The 23,749-nt window shown below is 61.5% G+C and carries 24 protein-coding genes; 12 read left to right on the forward strand and 12 right to left on the reverse strand.

What is annotated here, in order from left to right:
• Nucleotides 1–223 precede the first annotated feature (223 nt).
• A complete protein-coding gene (locus IOD17_RS17805) occupies nucleotides 224–1,030 on the forward strand; it encodes a substrate-binding periplasmic protein (RefSeq protein ID WP_418904290.1) in 807 nt (268 codons plus the stop codon).
• A gap of 78 nt (nucleotides 1,031–1,108) precedes the next feature.
• Here the strand turns inward: IOD17_RS17805 and IOD17_RS17810 are convergent, their stop codons facing one another.
• The 7 genes from IOD17_RS17810 to IOD17_RS17840 form a co-directional block, all read right to left on the reverse strand.
• A complete protein-coding gene (locus IOD17_RS17810) occupies nucleotides 1,109–2,161 on the reverse strand; it encodes a TRAP transporter substrate-binding protein (RefSeq protein WP_233686365.1) in 1,053 nt (350 codons plus the stop codon).
• A 170-nt stretch (nucleotides 2,162–2,331) separates the two neighbouring features.
• Nucleotides 2,332–3,657, reverse strand: coding sequence for a TRAP transporter large permease (locus IOD17_RS17815; protein WP_233686366.1), 1,326 nt, complete (start codon nucleotides 3,655–3,657; stop codon nucleotides 2,332–2,334).
• A complete protein-coding gene (locus tag IOD17_RS17820; RefSeq protein WP_233686367.1) occupies nucleotides 3,657–4,163 on the reverse strand; it encodes a TRAP transporter small permease subunit in 507 nt (168 codons plus the stop codon). Before IOD17_RS17820 ends, IOD17_RS17815 begins: the two co-directional genes overlap by 1 nt.
• 168 nt (nucleotides 4,164–4,331) lie before the next feature.
• A complete protein-coding gene (locus IOD17_RS17825) occupies nucleotides 4,332–5,279 on the reverse strand; it encodes an alpha/beta fold hydrolase (RefSeq protein WP_233686368.1) in 948 nt (315 codons plus the stop codon).
• A 314-nt stretch (nucleotides 5,280–5,593) separates the two neighbouring features.
• The gene (locus IOD17_RS17830) at nucleotides 5,594–6,703 is read right to left on the reverse strand and encodes an NADH:flavin oxidoreductase (protein ID WP_233686369.1); all 1,110 of its coding nucleotides are present in this window, start codon (nucleotides 6,701–6,703) and stop codon (nucleotides 5,594–5,596) included.
• 36 nt (nucleotides 6,704–6,739) lie between these two features.
• Nucleotides 6,740–7,342 carry a TetR/AcrR family transcriptional regulator gene (locus tag IOD17_RS17835; RefSeq protein ID WP_233686370.1) on the reverse strand — a complete coding sequence of 201 codons (603 nt, stop codon included), beginning with the start codon at nucleotides 7,340–7,342 and terminating at the stop codon, nucleotides 6,740–6,742.
• Between the two features lie 164 nt (nucleotides 7,343–7,506).
• Nucleotides 7,507–7,794 carry a PA4642 family protein gene (locus IOD17_RS17840; RefSeq protein ID WP_233686371.1) on the reverse strand — a complete coding sequence of 96 codons (288 nt, stop codon included), beginning with the start codon at nucleotides 7,792–7,794 and terminating at the stop codon, nucleotides 7,507–7,509.
• Nucleotides 7,795–7,977: 183 nt separating this feature from the next.
• Between IOD17_RS17840 and dauA the strand changes: the two genes are divergently transcribed.
• A complete protein-coding gene (dauA, locus tag IOD17_RS17845) occupies nucleotides 7,978–9,708 on the forward strand; it encodes a C4-dicarboxylic acid transporter DauA (RefSeq protein ID WP_233686372.1) in 1,731 nt (576 codons plus the stop codon).
• A gap of 5 nt (nucleotides 9,709–9,713) precedes the next feature.
• Here dauA and IOD17_RS17850 read toward each other — a convergent pair whose 3' ends face one another.
• Entirely contained in the window at nucleotides 9,714–10,187 is a 474-nt protein-coding gene (locus IOD17_RS17850; protein WP_233686373.1) for a WbuC family cupin fold metalloprotein, read from the reverse strand.
• 5 nt (nucleotides 10,188–10,192) lie between these two features.
• Nucleotides 10,193–10,750, reverse strand: a complete 558-nt coding sequence (locus IOD17_RS17855) for a hypoxanthine-guanine phosphoribosyltransferase (protein WP_233686374.1) — start codon at nucleotides 10,748–10,750, stop codon at nucleotides 10,193–10,195.
• Between the two features lie 251 nt (nucleotides 10,751–11,001).
• Here IOD17_RS17855 and upp point away from each other — a divergent pair, with 251 nt between their 5' ends.
• Together upp and IOD17_RS17865 are read left to right on the forward strand one after the other, a co-directional pair.
• Nucleotides 11,002–11,640 carry a uracil phosphoribosyltransferase gene (gene upp, locus IOD17_RS17860; RefSeq protein ID WP_233686375.1) on the forward strand — a complete coding sequence of 213 codons (639 nt, stop codon included), beginning with the start codon at nucleotides 11,002–11,004 and terminating at the stop codon, nucleotides 11,638–11,640.
• 3 nt (nucleotides 11,641–11,643) lie between these two features.
• Nucleotides 11,644–12,912 (forward strand): uracil-xanthine permease family protein, encoded by a 1,269-nt coding sequence (locus IOD17_RS17865; RefSeq protein WP_233686376.1) that lies wholly within the window; start codon nucleotides 11,644–11,646, stop codon nucleotides 12,910–12,912.
• A gap of 55 nt (nucleotides 12,913–12,967) precedes the next feature.
• Here IOD17_RS17865 and IOD17_RS17870 read toward each other — a convergent pair whose 3' ends face one another.
• From IOD17_RS17870 to IOD17_RS17880, 3 genes are all read right to left on the reverse strand, one after another.
• Nucleotides 12,968–14,299: a spinster family MFS transporter gene (locus tag IOD17_RS17870; protein ID WP_233686377.1), complete on the reverse strand. Its 1,332-nt coding sequence runs from the start codon at nucleotides 14,297–14,299 to the stop codon at nucleotides 12,968–12,970.
• A gap of 156 nt (nucleotides 14,300–14,455) precedes the next feature.
• The gene (hemH, locus tag IOD17_RS17875; protein WP_233686378.1) at nucleotides 14,456–15,478 is read right to left on the reverse strand and encodes a ferrochelatase; all 1,023 of its coding nucleotides are present in this window, start codon (nucleotides 15,476–15,478) and stop codon (nucleotides 14,456–14,458) included.
• Nucleotides 15,479–15,490: 12 nt separating this feature from the next.
• The gene (locus tag IOD17_RS17880) at nucleotides 15,491–16,393 is read right to left on the reverse strand and encodes a TIGR01777 family oxidoreductase (RefSeq protein WP_233686379.1); all 903 of its coding nucleotides are present in this window, start codon (nucleotides 16,391–16,393) and stop codon (nucleotides 15,491–15,493) included.
• 190 nt (nucleotides 16,394–16,583) lie between these two features.
• Between IOD17_RS17880 and IOD17_RS17885 the strand changes: the two genes are divergently transcribed.
• The 8 genes from IOD17_RS17885 to IOD17_RS17920 all read left to right on the forward strand — a co-directional run bounded on the left by IOD17_RS17885 (nucleotide 16,584) and on the right by IOD17_RS17920 (nucleotide 23,741).
• Nucleotides 16,584–17,576, forward strand: a complete 993-nt coding sequence (locus IOD17_RS17885) for an NAD(P)/FAD-dependent oxidoreductase (RefSeq protein WP_233686380.1) — start codon at nucleotides 16,584–16,586, stop codon at nucleotides 17,574–17,576.
• Nucleotides 17,573–17,818 carry a TIGR02450 family Trp-rich protein gene (locus tag IOD17_RS17890; protein ID WP_233686381.1) on the forward strand — a complete coding sequence of 82 codons (246 nt, stop codon included), beginning with the start codon at nucleotides 17,573–17,575 and terminating at the stop codon, nucleotides 17,816–17,818. The genes IOD17_RS17885 and IOD17_RS17890 overlap by 4 nt, the downstream gene beginning before the upstream one ends.
• 125 nt (nucleotides 17,819–17,943) lie before the next feature.
• Nucleotides 17,944–18,909, forward strand: coding sequence for a YbgA family protein (locus tag IOD17_RS17895; RefSeq protein WP_233686382.1), 966 nt, complete (start codon nucleotides 17,944–17,946; stop codon nucleotides 18,907–18,909).
• Nucleotides 18,906–19,847 (forward strand): MerR family transcriptional regulator, encoded by a 942-nt coding sequence (locus IOD17_RS17900; RefSeq protein WP_233686383.1) that lies wholly within the window; start codon nucleotides 18,906–18,908, stop codon nucleotides 19,845–19,847. The genes IOD17_RS17895 and IOD17_RS17900 overlap by 4 nt, the downstream gene beginning before the upstream one ends.
• Before the next feature lie 14 nt (nucleotides 19,848–19,861).
• Complete coding sequence (gene phrB, locus IOD17_RS17905) at nucleotides 19,862–21,301, forward strand: deoxyribodipyrimidine photo-lyase (RefSeq protein WP_233686408.1); 1,440 nt, start codon at nucleotides 19,862–19,864, stop codon at nucleotides 21,299–21,301.
• Entirely contained in the window at nucleotides 21,298–21,720 is a 423-nt protein-coding gene (locus IOD17_RS17910) for a nuclear transport factor 2 family protein (protein ID WP_233686384.1), read from the forward strand. Before phrB ends, IOD17_RS17910 begins: the two co-directional genes overlap by 4 nt.
• Nucleotides 21,717–22,484, forward strand: a complete 768-nt coding sequence (locus tag IOD17_RS17915) for an SDR family NAD(P)-dependent oxidoreductase (protein ID WP_233686385.1) — start codon at nucleotides 21,717–21,719, stop codon at nucleotides 22,482–22,484. Before IOD17_RS17910 ends, IOD17_RS17915 begins: the two co-directional genes overlap by 4 nt.
• A gap of 9 nt (nucleotides 22,485–22,493) precedes the next feature.
• Nucleotides 22,494–23,741, forward strand: a complete 1,248-nt coding sequence (locus tag IOD17_RS17920; protein ID WP_233686386.1) for an NAD(P)/FAD-dependent oxidoreductase — start codon at nucleotides 22,494–22,496, stop codon at nucleotides 23,739–23,741.
• Nucleotides 23,742–23,749 lie beyond the last annotated feature (8 nt).

Genomic DNA, 23,749 nt, shown 5'->3' on the forward strand with positions numbered 1-23,749 from the left:
CGCGCTCTGACTACTAACCAACACCTGTTAGAACACCCGGCAAAAAGCTCCATCAGTGTGGTACAGGTTTGCCAAGTTGGCTGGGCAATTAGGTAAAACAACTGGCAAGCGTTGCAGCACAGGTGACGGCAGACACTGCTCTGCTGTAAAAGCACAGATCACCGCCCGCCGAACACCTGGCTGCATGTGCCAAGTGGCCGCCAGAAGCCATACCGGAGATTGTTTGAAGCCGATGCCCCGCACCCTGCCAGCGTCCTGCCAGACTCGGCGTCGCACAACAGTTGCCGCCGCACTGGTACTGACTCTCGCTACCTGGCTTGCGCCTACAGCCTGTTTGGCACGTGACTGGCTGATCTACACCCACAGCCTGGATAGCCAGGCCGAGCTGATCGACGGCCAGTTACGCGGCCGCGAACATGCCGGCAAGCGGGCGTTCTTTCTGGAGCTGGTGCGCGAGCTGCTGACTGATATGGCAAAGCCGCTGGCAATCCAGGAAGTGCCCTTGGCGCGAGGGCTGGCGCAACTGCAACAACGTGACGATGTGGTGCTCTTCAACCTTGGCAAAACTCCGGAGCGCTTGCCACTGGCGCACTGGGTCGGGCCCATCTGGGAAGAGACCGACTGGCTCTACGAGAACAGCCAACGGCCCACCGGTATCCACAGCCTGGAGGATGCCAAAAACCTGCCGGTGTGCGTGCTCAACGGCAGCTCCCATGACGAACGCCTGACGACCATGGCGTTCACCCAGCTAAAGCGCAACAACGCCTACAGCACCTGTTTCAGCATGCTCGCAGCCGGCCGGGTTGCGCTGGTTGCCTCGGCCGACTCCGGGCTCGCCCAGAGGCTTCGCGAGGCTGGCGTCGTGGCCGATAAGGTACGCCCAAGCGCCGTGCAACTGGGCCGCGACGAAGGCTATATCGCCCTGTCACGCAGCATGCCGGAGCAGGACATCGCGCGCTGGCGCGCTGCCTTGCTGCGCGTGCAGCAGGATGGTCGCTTCCAGGCCTTGCGCAATCGCTACGCGCACTGACTGAGCCACCTGCCTGCCGCGCAAAAAAATACGCCCGCATTTTGCAATGCGAGCGTGAGGTGTAGCGAACCCAGGCAGCTAGCCGCGATAGGGCGCGCCGGCCTTGGCCATCAGGGCGTTGTACTTCTTGAATATTTCCACCACACGAGCACAGCGTGGGCTGGTCTTGGCGATCTCATCCCAGAACACCTGGGCTTCGGCCTCAACGGTGGCCCACTCCTCGGCCGGAATCGAGGTCAACTGTAGCTTGCCGCCCTCAACCCGCAGTTGCGCCTCCCCGCCCCAGTACCAGTGCTGGCGGTAGTAGTTGGAGCTGTCCATGCACAGCTTGAATAGGGTTTTCAGATGTTCCGGCACTTCGGCCCATTTATCCGAGTTGGCAAAGTAGGAACCGCACCAGGCGCCGGAGATGTTGTTGGTGAGGAAGTACTTGGTCACGTTGGCCCAACCGACGGTGTAATCCTCGGTGATGCCGGACCAGGCGATACCGTCCAGCTCGCCAGTCTGGATCGCCACTTCGACGTCCTCCCAGGGCAGGGTCACCGGAATCACGCCAAAGCGGGTGAGGAACTTACCCGCCGTGGGGAAGGTAAAAATGCGCTTACCCTTGAGGTCAGCCAGCTTGGTGATTGGCTCCACCGTGGCAAAATGGCAAGGGTCCCAGGCTCCCGCACCGAGCCAGGTCACGCCTTTGACCTCACCATAGGCTTCGGCCCAGATTTCATTGAGCCCGTACTGGTTGAACAGCACGGGGACATCCAGGCTGTAGCGCGTGGCAAACGGGAAGTAGCCACCGAACACCGAGATATCCACCGGCGCGGCAATGGAGTCGTCGTCACTCTGCACCGCATCGATGGTGCCCTTCTGCATGGCGCGGAACAGCTCGCCGGTGGGCACCAGCTGGTCGGCGTAATACAGCTGGATTTCCATCTCGCCGTTGGCTGCCTTGTTGAAGGCGTCAATGGACGGTTTGATCACATGCTCGCCCAACGCCGGGCCGGCATAGGTTTGCAGGCGCCAGGTAATTTTCTTTGGTTCGGCCGCGTAGATATGCGCCGAGCCAAGCGCCGTTGCCCCGACGGCCCCGGTGGCCACTGCGGCGGTTTTCAGAAAACTGCGTCTCGTACTCATGCTGTTATCTCCAGACGTGTCGATTCAGATGGCATACAACCGCTCTGCGTGGCCCGGGAGGGTTCGCAGGGTTTTCAGACCGGCAACCTGTACCTGGTATTACCTGAGCCCCTGGTTAATCGGCGGCTACAACCGGCACAACTGCGCTTACCTACTGCTGAATGGGTTTTTCAACTGCCGTAGTGCCACTGCGGTAGCCACAGGGCGATCTGCGGGAAAATCATGACCAGCGTCAGGGCCAGAATCATGATCAGTACGAATGGGGTGACCGAAACGTAGATATCGCGCAGCGAGACTTCCGGCGGAGCCATGGCGCGCATCAGGAACAGGTTGTAGCCGAAGGGCGGCGTCATATAAGCGATTTGGCAGGTGATGGTGTAGAGCACGCCGTACCACACCAGGTCGAAGCCCAGCGCACCGACCAGGGGAATATAGAGCGGTGCAACTATCACCAGCATGGCCGTGTCATCCAGAAACATGCCCATCAGGATGAACGACACTTGCATCAGAATCAGCACTTCCCAGGGTCCCAGGCCCAGGCTTTCGAGGAAGAACGCCTCGATCGCCTTGACCGCGCCCAGGCCGTCGAACACCGCGCCGAAGCACAGTGCGGCGAGAATGATCCACATAAACATGCAGCTGATTGCCAGCGTCTTGCGCAGGGTTTCTTCCATCACGCTGCGGGTCAGACGGCCTTTGACCCAGGCCGTCAGGGTCGCGGCCGCGGCACCAACAGCCGAACTTTCCACCAGGCTGGTAATGCCCATGAGAAACAGCCCGGTCATGCAAAAAAAGATAAACAGTGGCGCGATCCCGGCCTTGAGCAGCAAGAGTTTCTCGCGGCGGCTGATCTGCCCGCGCTCCTCCTCGGACAAGGCCGGCCCCAGCTCGGGTTGCAGGCGGCAGCGAATGGCAATGTAGAGGATAAACAGCCCGGCCATCAGCAAACCGGGAAACACCCCGGCCAACCACAGCTGGCCGACGGGCTGGCGGGCGATCATGCCGTACAGCACCAGCACCACGCTTGGCGGAATCAGAATACCGAGGGAACTGCCGGCCTGAATCACCCCGGTGACCATGATCTTGTCGTAACCACGACGTAACAGCTCCGGCAGGGCGATGCTCGCGCCAATCGCCATGCCGGCGACGCTCAGCCCGTTCATCGCCGAGATTGCCACCATCAAGCCGATAGTGCCGATGGCCAAGCCGCCGTTGAGCGGTCCCATCCAGACGTGGAACATCTTGTAGAGGTCTTCGGCCAGCCCCGACTCGGAGAGCATATAGCCCATAAAGACGAACAACGGCAGAGTCAGCAGCGGGTACCACTTCATCAGTTTCATGGCCGCACTGAAGGCCATTTCCGACCCGCCATCGCCCCACAGCAACAGGGCAGCGGCGGCGGCCACAAAACCGATGGCGCCGAACACCCGCTTACCGGTGAGCAGCAACAACATCATCGAGGAGAACATCAGCAGGGCAATCAGCTGGTAATCCATTACAGGGTTTCCCCCAGGGCAGCGGCAATGTCCTTGCACAGTGTGGCAACGGCCTGCAGCAACATCAGGGCAATGCCGATGCACATGATGATCTTGATTGGCGCCATAGGCGGCGACCAGGCCGAGTAGCTGGTTTCGTTGTACTCAAGGGCGTACTGGGTCGAGGAGATACCGCCGTAAAGCAGCAGCACCAGGTAGAAGAGCAGAAAGCCCACTGTCAGCAGATCCATGATTGCGCGGGTGCGCGGCGACCAGTTGCTGTAGAACAGGTCCATGCGCACATGGGCATCCAGTTGCATGGAATAGGCGCCGCCGAGCAGGAAGTAAGCAACCATCAGAAACTGCGCCGACTCCAACGTCCAGGCGGCCGGGGTAAAGAAGGTCTTGCCGATCGAGGAGTAGAGCAACACCCCGAGGATGGCGAAAATCAGGTACATGGCGAAGCGCCCTACAACGCGGTTCATCGCTTCCACTGCGTGCACAAACCACCTGATGGCCCTGAGCATGAGCGCTACCTGCCGAATAATTGTTATTCCGAGAGCCTAGACCAAGATGGCGTAAAGCCAACCCGTGCAGACAGCGTTAGCACAAAGCACGCCAGCACTCTGGCCCAGATAATCTCTCTCGAAATATCAGCAGCTTAGTGTTCAGCTGAACGCCGCAGCAAAGGCGTCCTAGGGCGCTAGAAAGGCCTTCAGCACCGCCACGGTGCGCAGCGGATCCTCTTCTTGGGGCACATGTCCCAGCTCGTCGAACAGCACCAGGCGGCTGCCTTTGATATCGCGTTTGAAGCGTTCGGCGTTGACCGGAGGAATCAACTCATCACGGCCACCCCAGATAATCAGCGTCGGCACCTTGAGTTCGGCGATACGGGTGTAGCTCTGCCCCGCTTCGGCCTGGATAAAACGCTGGCGTAAGGCATCACGGTTGCCAGCGCGCAGGGTCAGTTCGTAATAGCGATCGATCAGCTCATCACTGACCTTGCTCGGGTCGCCATAGACGTTACGGATGCTCGCCTCAATCATTGAGCGCGGCAGCAGGTTAGCCATCAACGGCGCCAGTGCAGGAATCTGCGCCAGACGAAACCCGATGGGGATGGAGGTGGCGTTGCGCGGGTAACCGGCGGCATCCACCAGCACCAGCCGCTCGACACGCTGCGGCTGATCCAGAGCAAACTGCCAGGCCAATTGCCCGCCAAAGCTGTTGCCGGCCAGTACCACGCGTGACACCTGCAACTGATCCAGTACATGGCCAAGGAAGGCGCTGTAATGCGCCATGCGGTAATCACCATCGGGGAATGGTCCGGTCAGGCCGAAGCCCGGCAGATCGAGGCTGATCACCCGCCTCTGACTCTGCAAGTCCGCCACCCAGCCCTCCCAGGTGTGCAGGCTGGCCGAGGTGCCATGCAGCAGCACAATCGGCGTGGGGTCATCGCGCGGGCCCTGGTCGCGCAGGTGTACAAGCATACCGTCGATAGCCAGAAATGATGATGGTGGCAAGGCCCAGCGCGGCTTGAGCTGCGCCACGGGGCGATCCGGTGCCCAGTTCCAGGCGACCGCAGCGGCTAGGCTGATAAGTATCAGCAACACAACGGATACGGCGATCTGTACGGCACGTTTCATGGTCGACACCTGAGGACGGGGCACTGGCAATACTAGCCAACGAGACGCAGCTTGCCTGTGACCGTCGTGCAGTAACCTTTTGTAGGAGCGGTCCATGGCCGCGATAAGGACTTCGCAGGCATGACCCGTTCCTACAGGTTGCTCATTTAAAAGACGAAAAAAAGCCCCGATGTGCCGGGGCTTGAGGAGTGTTGCGCCGTTTTGCGGCGCACACGATAAAGCGGGTATTTAGAACCTGTTTGGGATCTTGCGAGCTAGAGCGAGCCTGTTTTTAACGCCGTATCGCCGACGCGCAGCAGATTCGAGATAGGTTCTTAGACCAGGCTGGTCAGCGCATCACGGCTAAACGGCAGAATGTCCTGCTCGCGGCCATCGCGTACTTTTACCGCCCAATCCGGATCGACCAGCAGCGCGCGCCCTACGGCAACCAAATCGAACTCCTGCTTGTTCAGACGCTCCAGCAGGTTTTCCAGGCTAGCCGGCTGGGCCACTTTGTCGGTGTTGACCATAAATTGCAGGAACTCGCCGTCCAGGCCGACGCTGCCGACGGTGATGGTCGGCTTGCCGGTGAGCTGGCGGGTCCAGCCGGCCAGGTTGAGGTCCGAGCCTTCGAACTCTGGCTCCCAGAAGCGGCGGGTCGAGCAATGGAAGATATCCACGCCGGCGTCGCTCAGCGGCTTGAGGAATGCTCCCAGCTCTTCCGGGGTTTGCACCAGACGTGCGGTGTAGTCCTGCTGCTTCCACTGCGAGAAGCGGAAGATGATCGGGAAATCCGGCCCTACAGCAGCACGCACGGCCTGGATCAGCTCGATGGCAAAGCGCGAGCGCTGCGCCAGGTCACCGCCGTATTCATCGGTGCGCTGGTTGCTGCCAGCCCAGAAGAACTGGTCGATCAGGTAACCGTGGGCGCCGTGGATTTCCACGCCGTCCATGCCAATGGCTTTAGCATCCTTGGCGGCTTGGGCGAAGGCGGCGATCACGTCCTTGATATCGTCCTGGGTCATGCCGTGCACAACCACATTGCCCTCTTTGATCTTTTCGCTCGGGCCGTAGCCTGGAACGCTGGCATCCGGCTCGGTACCCAGCTTGCGCACGTTGCCCACGTGCCACAGTTGCGGAACGATCTTGCCGCCTTCGGCGTGCACCGCTTCGACCACTTTCTTCCAGCCGGCCAGGGCGTCTTCGCCGTAGAAACGCGGCACATTCGGGTAACCGTTAGCGGCCTTGTGACCGACGGTGGTGCCTTCGGTGACGATCAGGCCAACACCGGCAGCGGCGCGACGGCGGTAATACTCGATAACCTTGCTGTTCGGCACGCCACCAGGAGAGAAGGAACGGGTCATCGGCGCCATGACCACACGGGTCGGCAGCGCCAGGTTGCCCAGGCTGAAGGGTTGGAACAGCGCTTTAACTGAATCGGTCATCATCATTCCTCGGGGCGCTTGGAGCAGCGCAACTGGTTAAACGGGGGAAGCCTGCAACAACAGCTGCAAACGGTGGATAAAGTCAGTCAGGGCGCGGGTGTTGTTGGCCACCTTGAGCCGGGTCAGCGCACCTTGCCAGGCATTGGCGATAAAGCTCGCCAGGTTGCGGCAATCTTCGTCAGCAGGGAGTTCACCCGCGGCTTGCGCCTGCTCCAGGCAGGCCTGCAGGATGTCCGCCGAGGCTTGCAGAATCGCATCGACCTGCGCACCCAGCGTCGGCGACAGCTCGGCCATTTCGAAGCTCAGGCTGCCGATAAAGCAGTGGTATTCCAGACGTTCCTGGCGCGCAAAGTGCTCCACCAGCTCACTGTAATAACCCAGGATGCGCTCACGCGGGCTCAGCGCCGCGTTGCTGAGGGCTTCGGCATAACGCGCCAGACGCGGCTGATAGACCTGCTGCAAGGCCTGCAGGGCAAAGTCTTCCTTGCTGGCGAAGTAGTGGTAGAAGGAGCCTTTCGGCACCCCCGCCGCCTGGACGATTTCCTGCACGCCGGCACCGTGATAACCGCGACGGGTCATCACCTCGGCACCTTTGGCGAGGATCAGGTCACGCTTGTCGAGTCGGATGCTGGAGTTCATGCCGGCAAGAATATGACCGGTCGTCTCGCCTCGCCCAGCACTATTGATTTGCGTGATTATCAGCAAGAAGCACAGCGGTTTTTAGAAACGACAAAGCCGCGAACAGGTCGCGGCTTTGTCGTCAGGCATGAGCCTTGGTCAGCGCTGTTCGCGCTGACTCGATGTCAGCCGCGCGCAGCCTTGATCACCTCGATATAAGGCTCGGCAAAGCGTTGATCCTGGATCAGCGCGATAAAGTCATTGCCCTGGGCATCCTTGGCGTTCAGGTCATAGCCGGCAGCGACAAAGAAGCCAACAAAGCGCTCGAAGTCATCGATACGCAGGCCGCGGTAGGCCTTGACCAGTTTGTGCAGCGACGGCGGTGTGGCATCAGCCGGCTCCACAGTCAGGAACAGCTTGATCGGCTCGTCACCAATCTCTTCGCCAATCACCTGTTTCTTGTCTTTACGCATCATTCACTCCAGCTCACCAAGCCACACGGGGCCGGCAGTGTACCCCCGGCGCGGGCCATGGCTCAACGGATGCCAGGCAGCTGCGCGAATTAGCATACGGCGAAACAGCTGCACAGCCGACTTAGGTCAATACAGCGCAGCATGCCTTGCCCCTATACTGCGCATGGACACTTGGGAGTCGTTATGTCGCTGCCCTTACCGCCGCTGTTCTCCGCCTGGCGCCAGACCCTGCGCGCCGGTTACGGCTGGAAAAACCTGCGCAGCGACTTGAGCGCCGGGTTAACGGTAGGCGTTATCGCCATTCCGCTGGCCATGGCCCTGGCGATTGCCGTGGGTGTGGCGCCGCAACACGGCCTCTATACCGTACTGGTGGCCGGTACGCTGATCGCTCTGTTTGGCGGCTCGCGTTTCAATGTCTCCGGGCCGACTGCCGCCTTTGTGGTGATTCTGCTGCCGGTGACGCAGCAATTCGGCCTCGGTGGCCTGCTGCTGTGCACCCTCCTGGCCGGCCTGATTCTGATTGCGCTCGGCCTGATGCGCGCCGGCCGGCTGATCGAATTTATCCCCTACCCGGTCACCCTGGGTTTCACCGCCGGTATCGGCATCGTAATCGCCACCTTGCAGATCAAGGACCTGCTTGGCCTGCACCTGAGCAGCCAGCCCAATCACTATCTGGACCAGCTCAACGGCCTGCTGCACGCCCTGCCCAGCCTGCAACTGGGCGACAGTCTGGTGGCACTGGTGTGCCTGGCGGTGCTGCTGGTCTGGCCACGCTGGGTGCCGAAGATCCCCGGCCATCTGGTTGCGCTAACGGTCGGTGCGCTGCTTGGGCTGCTGCTGGAAAACCTGCAGATTCCGGTGGCCACTCTGGGTGAGCGCTTCAGTTACAGCCTCAATGGACTCGAACACCCGGGTATTCCGCCGTTTCTGCCGAGCCTGGTTTGGCCCTGGCAGCTGCCCGGTGCCGATGGTCAACCACTGATGGTGAGTTTCGAGCTGCTGCGCCAGTTGCTGGCACCGGCCTTTGCCATCGCCATGCTCGGGGCCATCGAATCACTGCTCTGCGCGGTGGTTGCCGATGGCATGACCGGCAGCAAGCACGACCCCAATGGCGAGCTGATTGGTCAGGGCATCGGCAATCTGGTCGCGCCCTTCTTTGGCGGCATCACCGCCACTGCGGCGATTGCCCGCAGCGCAGCCAACGTACGCGCCGGAGCCTACTCGCCACTGGCGGCGATTACCCACGCGGCGGTGGTGCTGATTGCCATCCTGTTTCTTGCGCCCTTGTTCAGCTACCTGCCGATGGCCGCGCTGGCGGCTTTGCTGCTGGTGGTGGCGTGGAACATGAGCGAGCCGCGGCACGTGCGCCACACCCTGCGCATCGCCCCGCGCAGCGATGTACTGGTGTTGCTGACCTGCCTGATCCTCACCGTGCTGTTCGATATGGTGCTGGCGGTGGGCGTTGGCCTGCTGCTGGCTGCTGGGCTGTTTATCAAGCGCATGAGCGACCTGACCGATACCGCGCCACTGCCCAAACACTTTCACCAGGCGCTTAATGACCTGCCCGAACACGTGCTGGCCTACGCCATTCGCGGGCCACTGTTCTTCGGCGCAGCGGAAAAGGCCCTGAGTGTACTCAGGCGTTTTACCCCAGGGGTGAAGGTGGTGATCGTCGACATCAGCGCCGTACCGCTGCTGGACATGACCGCGATTGCCGCGCTGGACAATGTACTGCGCGACTACCGCGAGCAGCAGGTCGCTCTGGTGCTCAGCGGGCCCACGCCCCAGGTGCGCCTGCAATTACGCCATGCCGGCATCGTGCGCGTCGAGGGTGAGCTGGCGTATGTACGCGATCTGGCCCAAGCCAAAGAGAAAGCGTTGCGCTTGTTAGCGCCCAAGAACGATGGGGAATAAACGAACTAAGTGAATTGTGCGCGCATCCAGGCCTGATACTCGGCAACACCAGGCTCGCCCTCACGCGGTGCCCAACTGGCTTGCTCGCCTTCTCCTACAGGTTTGTAGGGCCCGGCTTTGCATTCAAACAGAATGCTGTCGGCTTCCAGCACCACCAGAGCGTGAAATACACCAGGCGGCAGATCAACGCCGACACACTCGCCAGCGGCCTGCAGTACGCGCTTATCCAGCACTTCACCGGCGTCATTGAAAATCAGCAGCCCCAGGCGGCCTTTGAGCACCAGCAGCGCTTCGGCCTTGTCCACCGCAAGATGGCGATGCGGCGGGATATAGGTGTCCGGCTGCAGCCCCACCGCCATACGATGACAGGGCTCTTCCATCTGGTGAAAGTTATGGTGCTGGCGTTGCCGTGGGCTGGCCGCCGCTTGCTCGGCCAGTGCACCGAACAGGGTCTGATCAAGAAAGCGCGGCCCAGTCATACGTCTTACAACCCTTTAACTGCGTAGATACCCGGCGCATTGCGCCAGTAGCCTTTGTAATCCATGCCATAGCCAAACACATAGCGATCAACACAGGACATGCCGACGTAATCGGCTTTGAGGTCCGGGCGAGCCTTGCGGTCGTGGGTTTTATCTACCAGCACGGCGATGCGCACGTTCTTGGCGCCGGCGTGACGGCAGAAGTCGATGATTGCCCCGAGGGTGTGCCCTTCATCGAGGATGTCGTCGATGATCAGCACGTCGCGGTCAATAAAGGAGATTTCCGGCTTGGCTTTCCAGAACAGCTCGCCGCCACTGGTTTCATTACGGTAGCGGGTGGCGTGCAGATAGGACAATTCCAGCGGGAAGTTGAGCTTGGGCAGCAGCTTGCCGGAGAAGATCAGCCCACCGTTCATCACACAGAACACCACAGGGTTGCTGTCGGCCATATCGCTGTTGATGGCGGCCGCCATGCTGTCGATGGCCACCTCAACCTCGGCATTGCTGTGCAGGCAATCGGCTTCGGCCATGACTTGGCGGATATGCGCGAGATCGACGGACATGCTGTTTCCTCTTGGGAGCGGGACGCAGGCGCAGCCAAAAGCTGATCGAAGCGTCAAAATAAAAGCCGGCAAAGGTACGCATCTGCGCCCAACAGAGCAAGCCCCGACAGACCAACTGCGGCAATTGCCCGCAAGCAGCGACACGTTAGCTGCTTTTTAGCGACTTTAGACCATCCAGGCCCAGCACTTGGCATAGCCAATGCTTTAATCTAACGCGAATTTTTCGCCCGTCCTGCCGGAGATCCCTGCCCATGCCCATCCTCGAGATCCGCCACCCGCTGATCCGCCACAAACTCGGCCTGATGCGCCGCGCCGATATCAGCACGAAGAACTTTCGCGAGCTGGCGCAGGAAGTCGGCGCGCTGCTGACTTACGAGGCAACCAAGGATCTGCCCCTGGAGAACTATGAGATCGAGGGCTGGTGCGGCACCGTGCAGGTGGAAAAAATCTCCGGCAAAAAAATCACCGTGGTACCGATTCTGCGTGCCGGCATCGGCATGCTCGAAGGTGTGCTCAGTCTGATTCCGGGGGCCAAGGTCAGCGCCGTCGGCGTAGCACGCAACGAGGAGACGCTGGAGGCGCACACCTACCTGGAAAAACTGGTACCGGAAATCGACGAGCGCCTGGCGATAATCATCGACCCGATGCTGGCTACCGGTGGCTCGATGGTCGCCACCATCGACCTGTTGAAAAAAGCTGGCTGCAAGGAAATCCGCGCCATGGTGCTGGTGGCAGCGCCGGAAGGCATCAAGGTGGTCAACGATGCACACCCGGACGTGACCATTTACACCGCGTCCATCGACCAGCGCTTGAACGAACACGGCTACATCATTCCCGGCCTTGGCGATGCCGGCGACAAAATTTTCGGCACCAAACAGAAGGATGCCTGATCCATGACCAACGAATACAACGATCCACTCTGGCGCCAGGGCATTTCCGGCGCGCAGATGCTGTTTGTGGCCTTCGGAGCCCTGGTGCTGATGCCGCTGATCACCGGTATGGATCCCAACGTCGCGCTGTTCACCGCCGGTATCGGCACCCTGCTGTTCCAACTGGTGACCGGACGCCAGGTGCCGGTTTTTCTGGCCTCCAGCTTTGCCTTTATCGCACCGATTCTCGCCGCCAAAGGCGAGTTTGGCCTGCCGGCCGTGCTCGGCGGCATCGTCGCCTCGGGCCTGGTGTATATCCTGCTCAGCGCCGTGGTACGGGTTAAGGGCGCGGGCTTTATCGACCGCCTGTTGCCGCCGGTAGTCATCGCGCCGGTGATCATTTCCATCGGCCTGGCGCTGTCGCCAGTAGCCGTGAACATGGCCATGGGCAAAGCCGGTGACGGCAGCGCGCAGTTGGTGCCGTATGAAACCGCCATGCTGATTTCCATGTCAGCGCTGATCACCACCGTGCTGGTCGCGGCCATGGGCCGTGGCTTGCTGCGCCTGGTGCCGATCCTTGCAGGGATCAGCGTCGGCTGCATCGTCGCGGCGTTCTGTGGAGTCATCGACACCAGCAATATCGCCGCCGCACCTTGGCTGGCGATTCCGGCGTTCGTAGCGCCGGAGCTGCATTGGGGCGCGATCCTGTACATCGTCCCGGTCGCTTTGGCGCCAGCCATTGAGCACATCGGCGGCGTGGTGGCGATCGGCAGCGTGACCGGCAAGAACTTTATCAAGAAGCCTGGCCTGCACCGCACCCTGCTCGGCGACGGCCTGGCCACCTCGGCGGCCGGCCTGTTCGGCGGCCCGCCCAACACCACCTATGCAGAAGTCACCGGCGCGGTGATGCTGACCAAGAACTACAACCCGAAAATCATGACCTGGGCAGCCTGCTTCGCCATCGTCCTGGCCTTTGTCGGTAAGTTCGGCACCGCGCTGCAAAGCATTCCGGTGCCGGTGATGGGCGGCATTCTCTGTCTACTGTTCGGTTCGATTGCGGTAGTCGGCCTGAACACCCTGATCCGCCACCAAGTCGACCTGTCCGAGGCGCGTAACCTGATCATCGTTTCGGTGACCCTGGTGTTCGGCATCGGCGGCATGGTCATCGGTGGCAACGAGTTTGCCCTGTCCGGCATCTCGCTGTGCGCTATCAGCGCCCTGGCGCTCAATCTGCTGCTGCCCGGCGGCCAGGGCTGGCGCAGCAAGACCGTGCTGGAAGAGCCGGACCTGTAAATCGCGCCCAGTAAAAAGCCCCGCATCTGCGGGGCTTTTTTATTCTTGTGTTGCTTCAGGCCGGATTGGCTGACCACTGCTGCAACCGCACCACACTCTCACGATAGGGTTTGAGGCTCATGCTCAGCAGCACAATCGAGCTGAACACGGCGATGCTGGTGACGATCAGCAGCGAGTAACGCAGCGCCATGTCATCAGCAAACACATAGTCGGTCACCAGCGCCACCGCCGTCGGGCCGATGCCCAAGCCAATCAGGGTGATCACGAACAGGTAGATGGCCGACGCCTGGCCACGCATCGAGTTGGGCATGATTTCCTGAATCGCCGCCGGCGCCACACCGAACGGCATGCTCAGGAAGAACACCGTCGGTGCCATCAGCACGGCGGCCCATACCGCGCTATCCATCAACGGAAAGGCCAGCACGCACGGCACGGCGCCGAAAGCGGCATACAGGCCGACAAGCATATTGGCGTCGCTGCTGCCGCGCTTGGCCATCCAGTCGGCCAGACGGCCACCGAAGACAATGCCCAAACAGCCGAACACCGCCACGATGCTGCCGTAAACAATACCGACCTGGCCGGCATCCCAGCCGTAGGTGCGGATAAAGAAGGTCGGAATCCAGGCTGCGCTGCCATAACCGGCAAACGCCAGGCCGGCAAAGCCAAAGTTATGGCACAGCACAGTGCGCCGGTTGGCGCGGATATATCGCCCGACATCCGCCAGCGGTACCGCGACACCAGCCCCCACGCCGCGACGTGCAGGCTCCTTGACTGCCAGCAGGAGCAGGGTGAACAGAATCCCCGCGCCGCCAAGAATCAGAAAGATCAATTGCCAGGGGCGCACTTCACCGAATACCGGTAGGACCACATCGCCCTGGGCCGAGGCGAACTGAATCACCAGGCCACCGAGCAGAAAGGCCAGCCCGGAACCGAGGTAAACCCCCATGGAATACACGCTGATGGCGGTAGCGCGGCGCTCGGCTGGAAAGCTGTCGGCAATCAGCGAGTAGGCCGCTGGCGACAACGCCGCCTCGCCGACGCCCACGCCAATGCGGCAGAGCAGAAATTGCCAGTACAGCTTGGCCATACCGCAGGCGGCGGTGGCGGCACTCCAGAACAGTACGCCAAAGGCGATCAGGCCACGGCGGCTTTTGGTATCGGCCAAACGACCCAGGGGAATCCCACACACGGTGTAGAACAACGCAAAGGACAGGCCCATCAGCAGGCTCATCTGCGTGTCGCTGATCATCAGGTCACGGCGGATTGGGCCAACCAGCAGATTGAGAATCTGCCGGTCGATAAACGACAGCACGTACGCCACCATCAGGATGGCGACAGTCACCCAGGCACGGGTGGAAGAGGGATAGCCGTTATTGTTGTTTAGCACTGGCAGTCTCCTCGGCACCGTTGGTGCGGTGCACGACGGTTGAAAGAGCTGCCAGCTTAGGCCGAGTTGCTGGGCGCTGAGTATCGCCCGTAGGTGTTATCAGTCAGGCGAATGCGCGGCATCCTTTTGGGCGAATAACCGTCACAGCATATTTCCCTAGAGTTGTAACGGCGCACGTTCGCTGAGAACTTTCAGTGCCGCGACCCAGCTGGGATGATCATTCAGACACGGCACCAGCTGCAGGCTTTCGCCGCCGGCTTCGACAAACTGCTCGCGGCCACGGTCGCCGATTTCCTCCAGGGTTTCGATGCAGTCGGCGACAAAGGCCGGGCACATTACCAGGAGTTTCTTCACGCCCTGCTTGGCCAGCTCATCCAGCCGCGTTTCGGTGTAGGGCTCGATCCACTTGGCGCGGCCCAGGCGTGATTGGAACGACACCGACCACTGCGCAGGCTTGAGCCCCATACGTTCGGCAAATAGCTCGGCGCTGCGCAGGCATTGAGCGCGGTAACAGCTGGCGAGCACTTCGGGCGAGGCCGTACGGCAGCAATCCGCACCTTTCAGGCAATGGCCAGTGGCGTCCAGCTTGTGCAGGTGACGCTCCGGCAGGCCGTGGAAACTCAGCAGCAAGTGGTCGAACTCCTGCTCCAGATAAGGCTTGGCGCTGTCGACCAAGGCATCCAGGTACTCCGGCTGATCGTAGAACGGCGGCAGGATGGAAAAACGTATGGGAAGCTGTTGCTCACGCACCACACGCTTGGCCTCTTCAATCACCGTGGTGGTGGTGCTGTCGGCAAACTGCGGATACAGCGGCGCCAACGTGACCTGCTTGATGCCCTGTTCAGCCAGGCGGGTCAGTACGGTTTGCAGTGACGGCTCGCCATAGCGCATCGCCAGTTCCACCGGGCCGTGGGTCCAGGACGCCTGCATCGCCTTGTGCAGGCGCTTGCTCAATACCACCAGCGGCGAGCCGTCTTCCCACCAGATCGAGGCATAGGCATGCGCCGACGCCGCCGGGCGTTTGATCAGAATCAGCGAAACCAGCAGACGCCGCAGCGGCCAGGGTAAGTCGATGACGTAGGGGTCCATCAGAAACTGATTGAGATAACGGCGCACATCGGCGACTTCAGTAGAGGCTGGCGAACCCAGGTTAACCAGCAGCAATGCGTGATCGGTCATGCAAAGTCCTAATCAGTGATGGCCCAGCAGGTCTGCCAGGGCCACATCCAAATGAGTAAAACGAAAACTGAAGCCTGCCTCCTGCAAGCGCGTCGGCATCGCCCGCTGGCCACCAAGCAGCAGCACCGACAGCTCACCCAGCAGCACGCGCAGGGCAAACGCCGGGGCCGGCATAAAGGCCGGACGGTGCAGCTCGCGGCCCAGAGCCTGGCTGAAGGCGCGGTTACGCTCAGGCGTCGGCGCGCAGGCATTATAAGGACCGCGCGCCGAGTCCTGCTGCAGGAGAAAATCAATCAGGGCGATTTGGTCAGCCAGATGAATCCATGGCATCCATTGACGGCCATCGCCCAGCGGCCCGCCCAGGCCAAGCTTGAACGGCAGCAGCAGACGCTTGAGCAACCCGCCGTCACTTGCCAGCACCAGCCCGGTACGCAGCAGCACCACACGGATGCCCAGCTCCTCGACGCGCAGAGCGGTTTCTTCCCAGGCGCCGCACAGCTGCGCGGCGAAATCCTCACTCACCGGCGGCGAATCTTCATGCAACTCGCGCTCGCCACCGTCGCCATACCAGCCTACCGCCGAGCCGGACAAAAGCACCTGCGGCTTATCCGCGCGGCGCTCCAGCCAGGCCAACAATTGTTCAGTCAGACCGATCCGGCTGGCCCACAGTAGCGCCTTGCGTTTGCGCGTCCAGGGGCGGTCGGCAATTGGCGCGCCGGCCAGGTTGACCACAGCATCCAGCGGCTCTTCAGCCAGATCATCGAGCCGGCCAATGCCGCGCACCGCCTCGCCACAGAGGGCCGCGACCTGCTCAGGCCGACGGCTCCACACTGTCAGCTGATGGCCTTGCTGCAGCCAGTGCCGACACAGTGCGCGCCCGATCAAACCCGTTCCACCGGTCAGAAGAATGTGCATGCGCCTGTCCTCATATGTGCCCTGGTTAAATCGCCGCCCATTGATTTGTGCCTGTGTGGCTTCAATCCGGCTGCAGGTTGTCTTAACTATAGAAAGGCAGGATCGACTCCGGCATAGCTTATACACAAAAACAATATTGTATAGCTTTTGTCTAAAGCGTAGCCTAACGCTTGAAAACACGAGGTAGACCATGACCACTCTTCACCCCATTGCCATCATCGGCACCGGCATCGCCGGGCTGGCTGCCGCCCAGGCACTGCATGCCGCCGGCCACCCTGTGCAGCTGTTCGACAAGAGCCGCGGCAGCGGTGGCCGCATGGCCAGCAAACGCAGTGATGCCGGTGCGCTGGACCTTGGTGCGCAGTACTTCACCGCCCGCGACCGCCGCTTTGTCGAGGTGGTGCAGCAGTGGCAAGCGCGTGGCTGGGTCGCCGAATGGACCCCCAGCCTCTACAACTTCAATAACGGCCAGCTCAGTGCCTCGCCGGATGAACAGGTGCGCTGGGTCGGCAGCCCGCGCATGAGTGCGATCACCCGCGCCATGCTCGGCGCACTGCCGGTTACCTTCTCCTGCCGCATCACCGAAGTGTTTCGCGGCGAGCAGCACTGGCACCTGCAGGACGCCGAAGGCAACAGCCACGGTCCGTTCAGCCATGTGATCGTCGCCACCCCGGCGCCGCAAGCCACAGCACTGCTCTCCAGCGCCCCCAAGCTGGCCGGCGCGGCTGCAAGCGTGGCCATGGACCCGACCTGGGCCGTCGCCCTGGCCTTCAACAACCCACTGGAAACCCGTGTCGAAGGTTGCTTCGTGCAGGACAGCCCGCTCGACTGGCTGGCGCGTAACCGCAGCAAACCCGGACGCGACACCCAACTCGACACCTGGGTGCTGCATGCCAGCAGCCAGTGGACCAAGCAACACCTGGATCTGCCCAAGGAAGCGGTGATCGAGCATCTACTCGGTGCCTTCGCCGAGTTGATCGGCTGCGCCGTGCCGGCCCCGGCTTTCAGCCTGGCGCACCGCTGGCTCTACGCCCGGCCTGCCAGCGCGCACCAGTGGGGCGTGTTGGCCGATGCTGACCTGGGTATCTATGCCTGCGGCGACTGGTGCCTGTCAGGCCGGGTTGAAGGTGCCTGGCTCAGCGGCCAGGAAGCCGCCCGCCGCCTGCTTGAACACCTGCAATGAGCGTGCATGCGCACAAAGCGCCAGGCAAGCATCGGCTTAATCCGCGCAAGCTGCTGCTGTCAAAGTGGACGGCAACAAAGCCGCAGAATCGCGAGAAGCACTTTCTCGTCACCGAATTGTTCTGCGATGAAGAAGGCACGGTACTGCAGGTCGAACTGCAGGCCGTGCTCAGTCAACGCTGCCAGCGCCTGGACTGGCGCGCACTGGAAAACCCCGAGCAGTGGCGCATGGGCTGGACGTAACACCCTCATACACAAAGCCATACAGTAGTTGTACAAAAATATTGACTTGTACAATTACAAACCTATGATGAACTCAAGTTGTACATCCACCAGGATCTGTACAAGTCGTACATCAGAGGTTATCCATGAGCCCATCCGCCAACGCCGTCGCTAAACCCAAACTGGGTATCAGTGCCTGCCTGCTGGGCAATGAGGTGCGTTACAACGGCGGGCACAAGGAATCGCGCCTGTGCAGCCGTATCCTCAGCGAGCATTTCGACTTCGCCCCGGTGTGCCCGGAAGTGGCCATTGGCATGGGCACGCCGCGTGAGCCGATCCGCCTGGTTGGTGATCCGCAAGCGCCGCGCGCCGTCGGCACGGTTAACCGTGCCGTGGATGTGACCGCGCCGCTGGCTGCATATGGCGAGCAGATGGCCGCTGAACTGACCGATATCTGCGGCTACATCTTTATGCAGCAGTCGCCGTCCTGCGGCCTGCATCGGGTCAAGGTCTACCAGGACAACGGCCGCCCCAGCGAGCCGGGCCGCGGCCTCTTTGCTCAGGCCTTCTGCGCCCGCCACCCGAACCTGCCGGTAGAAGAAGACGGCCGCCTGAACGACCCGATCCTGCGCGAAAATTTCATTACCCGCGTATTCGCCTATTCCCAGTGGCAACAGCTGCTGCGTGATGGCCTGACACGCAAAAGCCTGATCGACTTCCACTCGCGCTACAAATATCTGCTAATGGCAACCAACCCCATGCAGTACAAGCTGCTCGGGCGCATGCTCGGCAACCTCGGCCAGCACGACATCAACGAACTGGCGCCGCGCTACTTCAGCGAGCTGATGAGTGCACTGAAAAGCTGCGCCACACGCCGCACCCACAGCAACGTGTTGCAGCACCTCAGCGGTTACCTCAAACAATCGCTGAGCAGCGAAGAGAAACAGGAAATGCAGCAACTGATCGGCCAGTACCGCCATGGCGTGGTGCCGCTGGTGGTGCCCATGACCCTGCTCAAACACCACTTCCGCCGTCATCCCGACCGTTACATCGCGCAGCAGGTCTACCTGCAGCCGCACCCGGAAAACCTCAGCCTGCGAAATGCCCTATGAGCCTTGAACCGATCAGTGACAGCCAGGCCGCCGACGACTATCAAGCCGCGATCGCCCAGGGCTTTATGCCGATTCGCGATGTGGCGCGCATCACCGGGGTCAACGCCGTCACCCTGCGTGCCTGGGAACGCCGCTATGGGCTGATCGTGCCGCACCGCACGCCCAAAGGTCATCGTCTGTATTCCGAGGAACATGTCACGCGCATCCAGGCGATTCTGACCTGGCTGGACCGTGGCGTGTCGGTCAGCCAGGTCAAGGGCCTGCTGCGCTCCAATCAACCAGCCTTTGCCGAAGCCAGCTCGCAGTGGGAGAGCAAACGTCAGCAGTTGCAGGAAGCCATCTGCAACCTCAACGAGCGGCGTCTGGACGATTGCTTCAACAGCGAGCTGGCACTCTACCCGCCGCATACTCTGTGCCAGCAACTGCTGCTGCCACTGCTCAGCGAGCTTGATCTGCGCTGGCGCAACCAGTTCGGCGCGCAGGCCGAGCGGGTGTTCTTCTACTCCTGGCTGCGCAGCAAACTCGGTGCCCGCCTGTACCACAACAATCGCCAGTACAACGGCGCGCCGCTGCTGCTGATCAACGTGTCCGACCTGCCGATGGCCCCCGGTCTGTGGCTCACGGCCTGGCTGGCGAGCAGTGCCGGCAGCCCGGTGGACGTCTTCGACTGGCCACTGCCGCCCACCGAACTGGCCCTGGCGGTTGAACATATCCAGCCGCGCGCGGTACTGCTGTATTCCAGTCAGGCATTGAACAGCAACCACCTGCAACGCCTGCTTGGCGGTTACGACTGCCCCTGCCTGCTAGTCGGGCAAGTAGTGCAGATCCACGCCAACGAGCTGCAGAACATCACCGCACAGAATGCCGAACTGAGCCTGGCCGCCGACCCACTGGCCGCCCTGCACAGCCTCACCGATCTCAACCTGCTGCACAGCTAACAGGATTCAACATGCTGCAATTGATGTGGTTCCGCACCGACCTGCGGGTACAGGACAACAGCGCCCTGGCAGCCGCCATGCGCAGTGGTCCGACCGTGGCGTTGTTCCTGCTCAGCCCCGGCCAGTGGTTGGCCCATGATGACGCGCCGAGCAAGGTCGACTTCTGGCTGCGCAACCTCAAAGAACTGGCCACTGAACTGGGCAAGCTCAACGTACCGCTGCTGGTGCGCGAGGCCGACGACTGGAGCGCCGCACCGCAGGTGATCGCTGAGCTGTGCCAGCAACTGCAGATCGGCAGCGTGCAGGTCAATGAAGAATACGGCGTGCATGAAAGCCGCCGCGATCAGGCCGTGGCGCGAACCCTTGATGGTCTGGGAGTGAATTTTCACAGCCACCTGGATCAACTGTTCTTCAAGCCCGGCAGCGTGCTGACCAAATCCGGCGGTTACTTTCAGGTCTACAGCCAGTTCCGCAAGGTCTGCTACCAGCGCCTGCACAGTGCCCTGCCCGCACTGATCGCCACACCCAAGGCGCAGGTGCCGCTGGCGATCCAAGGCGATGCTATTCCCGAGCAGGTTGCCGGTTTTGCCCTTCCCCCAGCAGCCCTGCGTGAGTTGTGGCCGGCCGGTGAGGCCGAAGCCGCACGGCGTCTGGGTGATTTCGCCGCGCAACAGATCGACTTCTACCAAAGCGCCCGCGACTTCCCCGCACAGCCCGGCACCAGCCAGCTGTCCGCCTACCTGGCCGCAGGAGTGATCTCGCCACGCCAGTGCCTGCATGCAGCGCTGACGGTCAATCAGGGCGAATTCGACAGCGGCAATATCGGCGTCATCACCTGGATCAACGAGCTGCTCTGGCGTGAGTTCTACAAGCACATCCTGGTCGGCTACCCGCGTGTATCCATGCACCGCGCCTTCCGCCCGGAAACCGAAGCCGTGGCCTGGCGTGATGCGCCGCTGGAGCTGAAAGCCTGGCAACAAGGCCGTACCGGCTTCCCGATTGTCGATGCAGCGATGCGCCAGCTGCTGGCCACCGGCTGGATGCACAATCGCCTGCGCATGATCGTGGCGATGTTTCTGACCAAGAATCTGCTGATCGACTGGCGTGAAGGCGAGCGCTTCTTTATGCGCCACCTGATCGACGGTGACCTGGCGGCGAACAACGGCGGCTGGCAGTGGAGTTCGTCTACCGGCACCGATTCGGCGCCGTATTTCCGCATCTTCAACCCGCTGAGCCAGTCGCAGAAATTCGACCCGGACGGGCGTTTTATCCGCCAGTGGCTGCCCGAACTGGTCGGTTTGAACAAAACCAATATTCATAACCCTGCGGCCATGGGCGGCCTGTTCGGCATCGCCGACTACCCCGCACCGATTGTCGACCTGAGTAAAAGCCGTACGCGTGCCCTCGCCGCATTCAAAAGCCTGCCGCACTTTGCCGGGGAGGAGGTGCTGTGAGCGACTTTCTGCGCCAGTTCGCCCAGGACTTTGCCGGGCTGAACAAGGACAACCTCGACCGCCTCGGCCAGCTCTACAGCGACGATGCGCTGTTCTGTGACCCGCTGCATGAGGTGCGTGGGCTGGCCAATATGCAGCGTTACTTCGGCGAGATGTACGCCAACGTCAGCGAGCTGCGCTTCGACTTCTACGGCTTCGATCAGGTACGCGACGGCGAAGGCTACCTGCGCTGGACCATGAGCTACCGCCATCCGCGCCTGGCCGGCGGCCAACTGATCCGCGTGGAAGGCTGCTCGCACCTGTTGTGGCACGACAAAGTCTATCGTCACCGTGACTATTTCGACGCCGGCAGCCTGCTCTACGAGCACCTGCCCTTACTCGGCGCAGCAATCCACTGGCTGAAACGGAGGTTGGCATGAACGCGAACGCACGGCGTATCTGGCTCACCGGTGCCAGCAGCGGTATTGGCGCGGCACTGGCCGAACAGCTGCTCGAGCAAGGCCATCGCCTGGCCCTCAGTGCGCGCAGCGTCGAACCGCTGCAAGCCCTGGCCAAACGCTACCCGCTGCAAGTGCTGGTGGTGGCCGGCGACCTCAGTGATGCCACGCAAGTGCGCAGCATCGGTGAGCACATCGCTCAGGTTTGGGGTGCGCTGGACTGCGCCATCCTCAATGCCGGCACCTGCGAATACGTGGAAGTGCGCAGCTTCGAGGCGGCCATGGTCGAACGGGTGATGCGCGCCAACCTGTTCTCGGCCAGCTACTGCATCGAAGCCGCCCTGCCCCTGCTGCGTCTGGGTAATCGCCCGCACCTGGTGGGCGTCGGCAGCTCGGTGACCTTTATGCCATTGCCGCGCGCCGAAGCCTACGGTGCCTCCAAGGCCGCCATGCGCTACCTGCTGGAAGCCCTGCGCATCGACCTGCACGCGGAAAACATTGCCGTCACCCTGGTCAGCCCCGGGTTTGTCGACACTCCGCTGACACAGAAAAACGACTTCTCCATGCCCATGCGCTGGCCGGTGGACAAAGCCGCCGCTTACATCGCTCAGCGGCTGGAAAAGCAGCCCTTTGAAATCGCTTTCCCTGGCCCCTTTATTGCCATTCTCAAACTACTCGGGCGCCTGCCCAAAGGCCTGCAGGTTGCCCTCGGCGCCCGTATGGCCCGCACCGAAGCCAAGACCTAAGGACAGTCCATGAAAATTGCCATTATCGGCAGCGGCATTGCCGGCCTCACCAGCGCTTATCTGCTCAACCGCCGTCACGACATCACGGTGTTTGAGGCCAGCGACTGGATCGGCGGTCACACCCACACCGTTGATGTTGAGGTGAAGGGGCAGCGGTACGCTGTGGACACCGGTTTTATCGTGTTCAACGACTGGACCTACCCGAACTTTATCCGCCTGCTCAGCCAGCTGGGGGTGGGGTTCAAGGACACCGAGATGAGCTTCTCGGTCAGCGACCCGCTAAGCGGCGTGGAATACAACGGGCACAACATCAATACCCTGTTCGCCCAACGCAGCAATCTGGTGTCGCCCAAATTCATCGGCATGGTGCGCGACATTCTGCGTTTCAACCGCGAGGCGCTGAACGACCTCAACAACCAGCGCATCGACGCCGACATGACCCTGGGCGATTACCTCAAGGCCAATGGTTACAGCGAGCGGTTTATCCAGCACTACATCGTGCCCATGGGCGCGGCGATCTGGTCGATGTCGCTGAATGACATGCTCGGCTTCCCGCTGCAGTTCTTTGTGCGCTTCTTCAAGAACCACGGCCTGCTGTCAGTCAGTGATCGCCCACAGTGGTGCGTGATCGAAGGCGGCTCCAGCAGCTATGTAGCGCCGCTGACTGAATCGTTCAAACAACACATCCGCCTCAACTGCGCGGTGAACCGGGTTGAGCGCGATGGCGACAGCGTGACTGTGCACAGCGCTGCCGGTAGCGAGCGTTTCGACAAGGTGGTGTTTGCCTGCCACAGCGACCAGGCTCTGGCACTGCTGGCTGCACCGACACAGACCGAACAGGCCATCCTCGGTGCGCTGCCCTATGCCGACAATGACGTGGTGCTGCACACCGACACCCGTCTGCTGCCAAAACGTCCACTGGCCTGGGCCAGCTGGAACTACCGCCTCGGCGGCCCGGTGGATCAACCGGCAGCCGTCACCTACGACATGAACATCCTGCAAGGCATCCAGAGCGACACCACCTTCTGCGTCAGCCTGAACCAGACCGCCGCCATCGACCCAAGCAAGATCCTGGCGCGCTACACCTATGCCCACCCGCAATACAGCCTGGCCGGCATGGCTGCGCAGGCGCGCTGGGAAGAATTGCTGGGGGCCAACCACAGCTACTTCTGCGGCGCCTACTGGGCCAATGGCTTCCATGAAGATGGCGTGGTCAGCGCGCTGCGCGTGGCCCGTGAATTCGGCGAGGCGCTTTAGTGGACAGC

The organism is Pseudomonas anguilliseptica, from assembly GCF_021375795.1.
GTDB lineage: Bacteria > Pseudomonadota > Gammaproteobacteria > Pseudomonadales > Pseudomonadaceae > Aquipseudomonas > Aquipseudomonas anguilliseptica_A.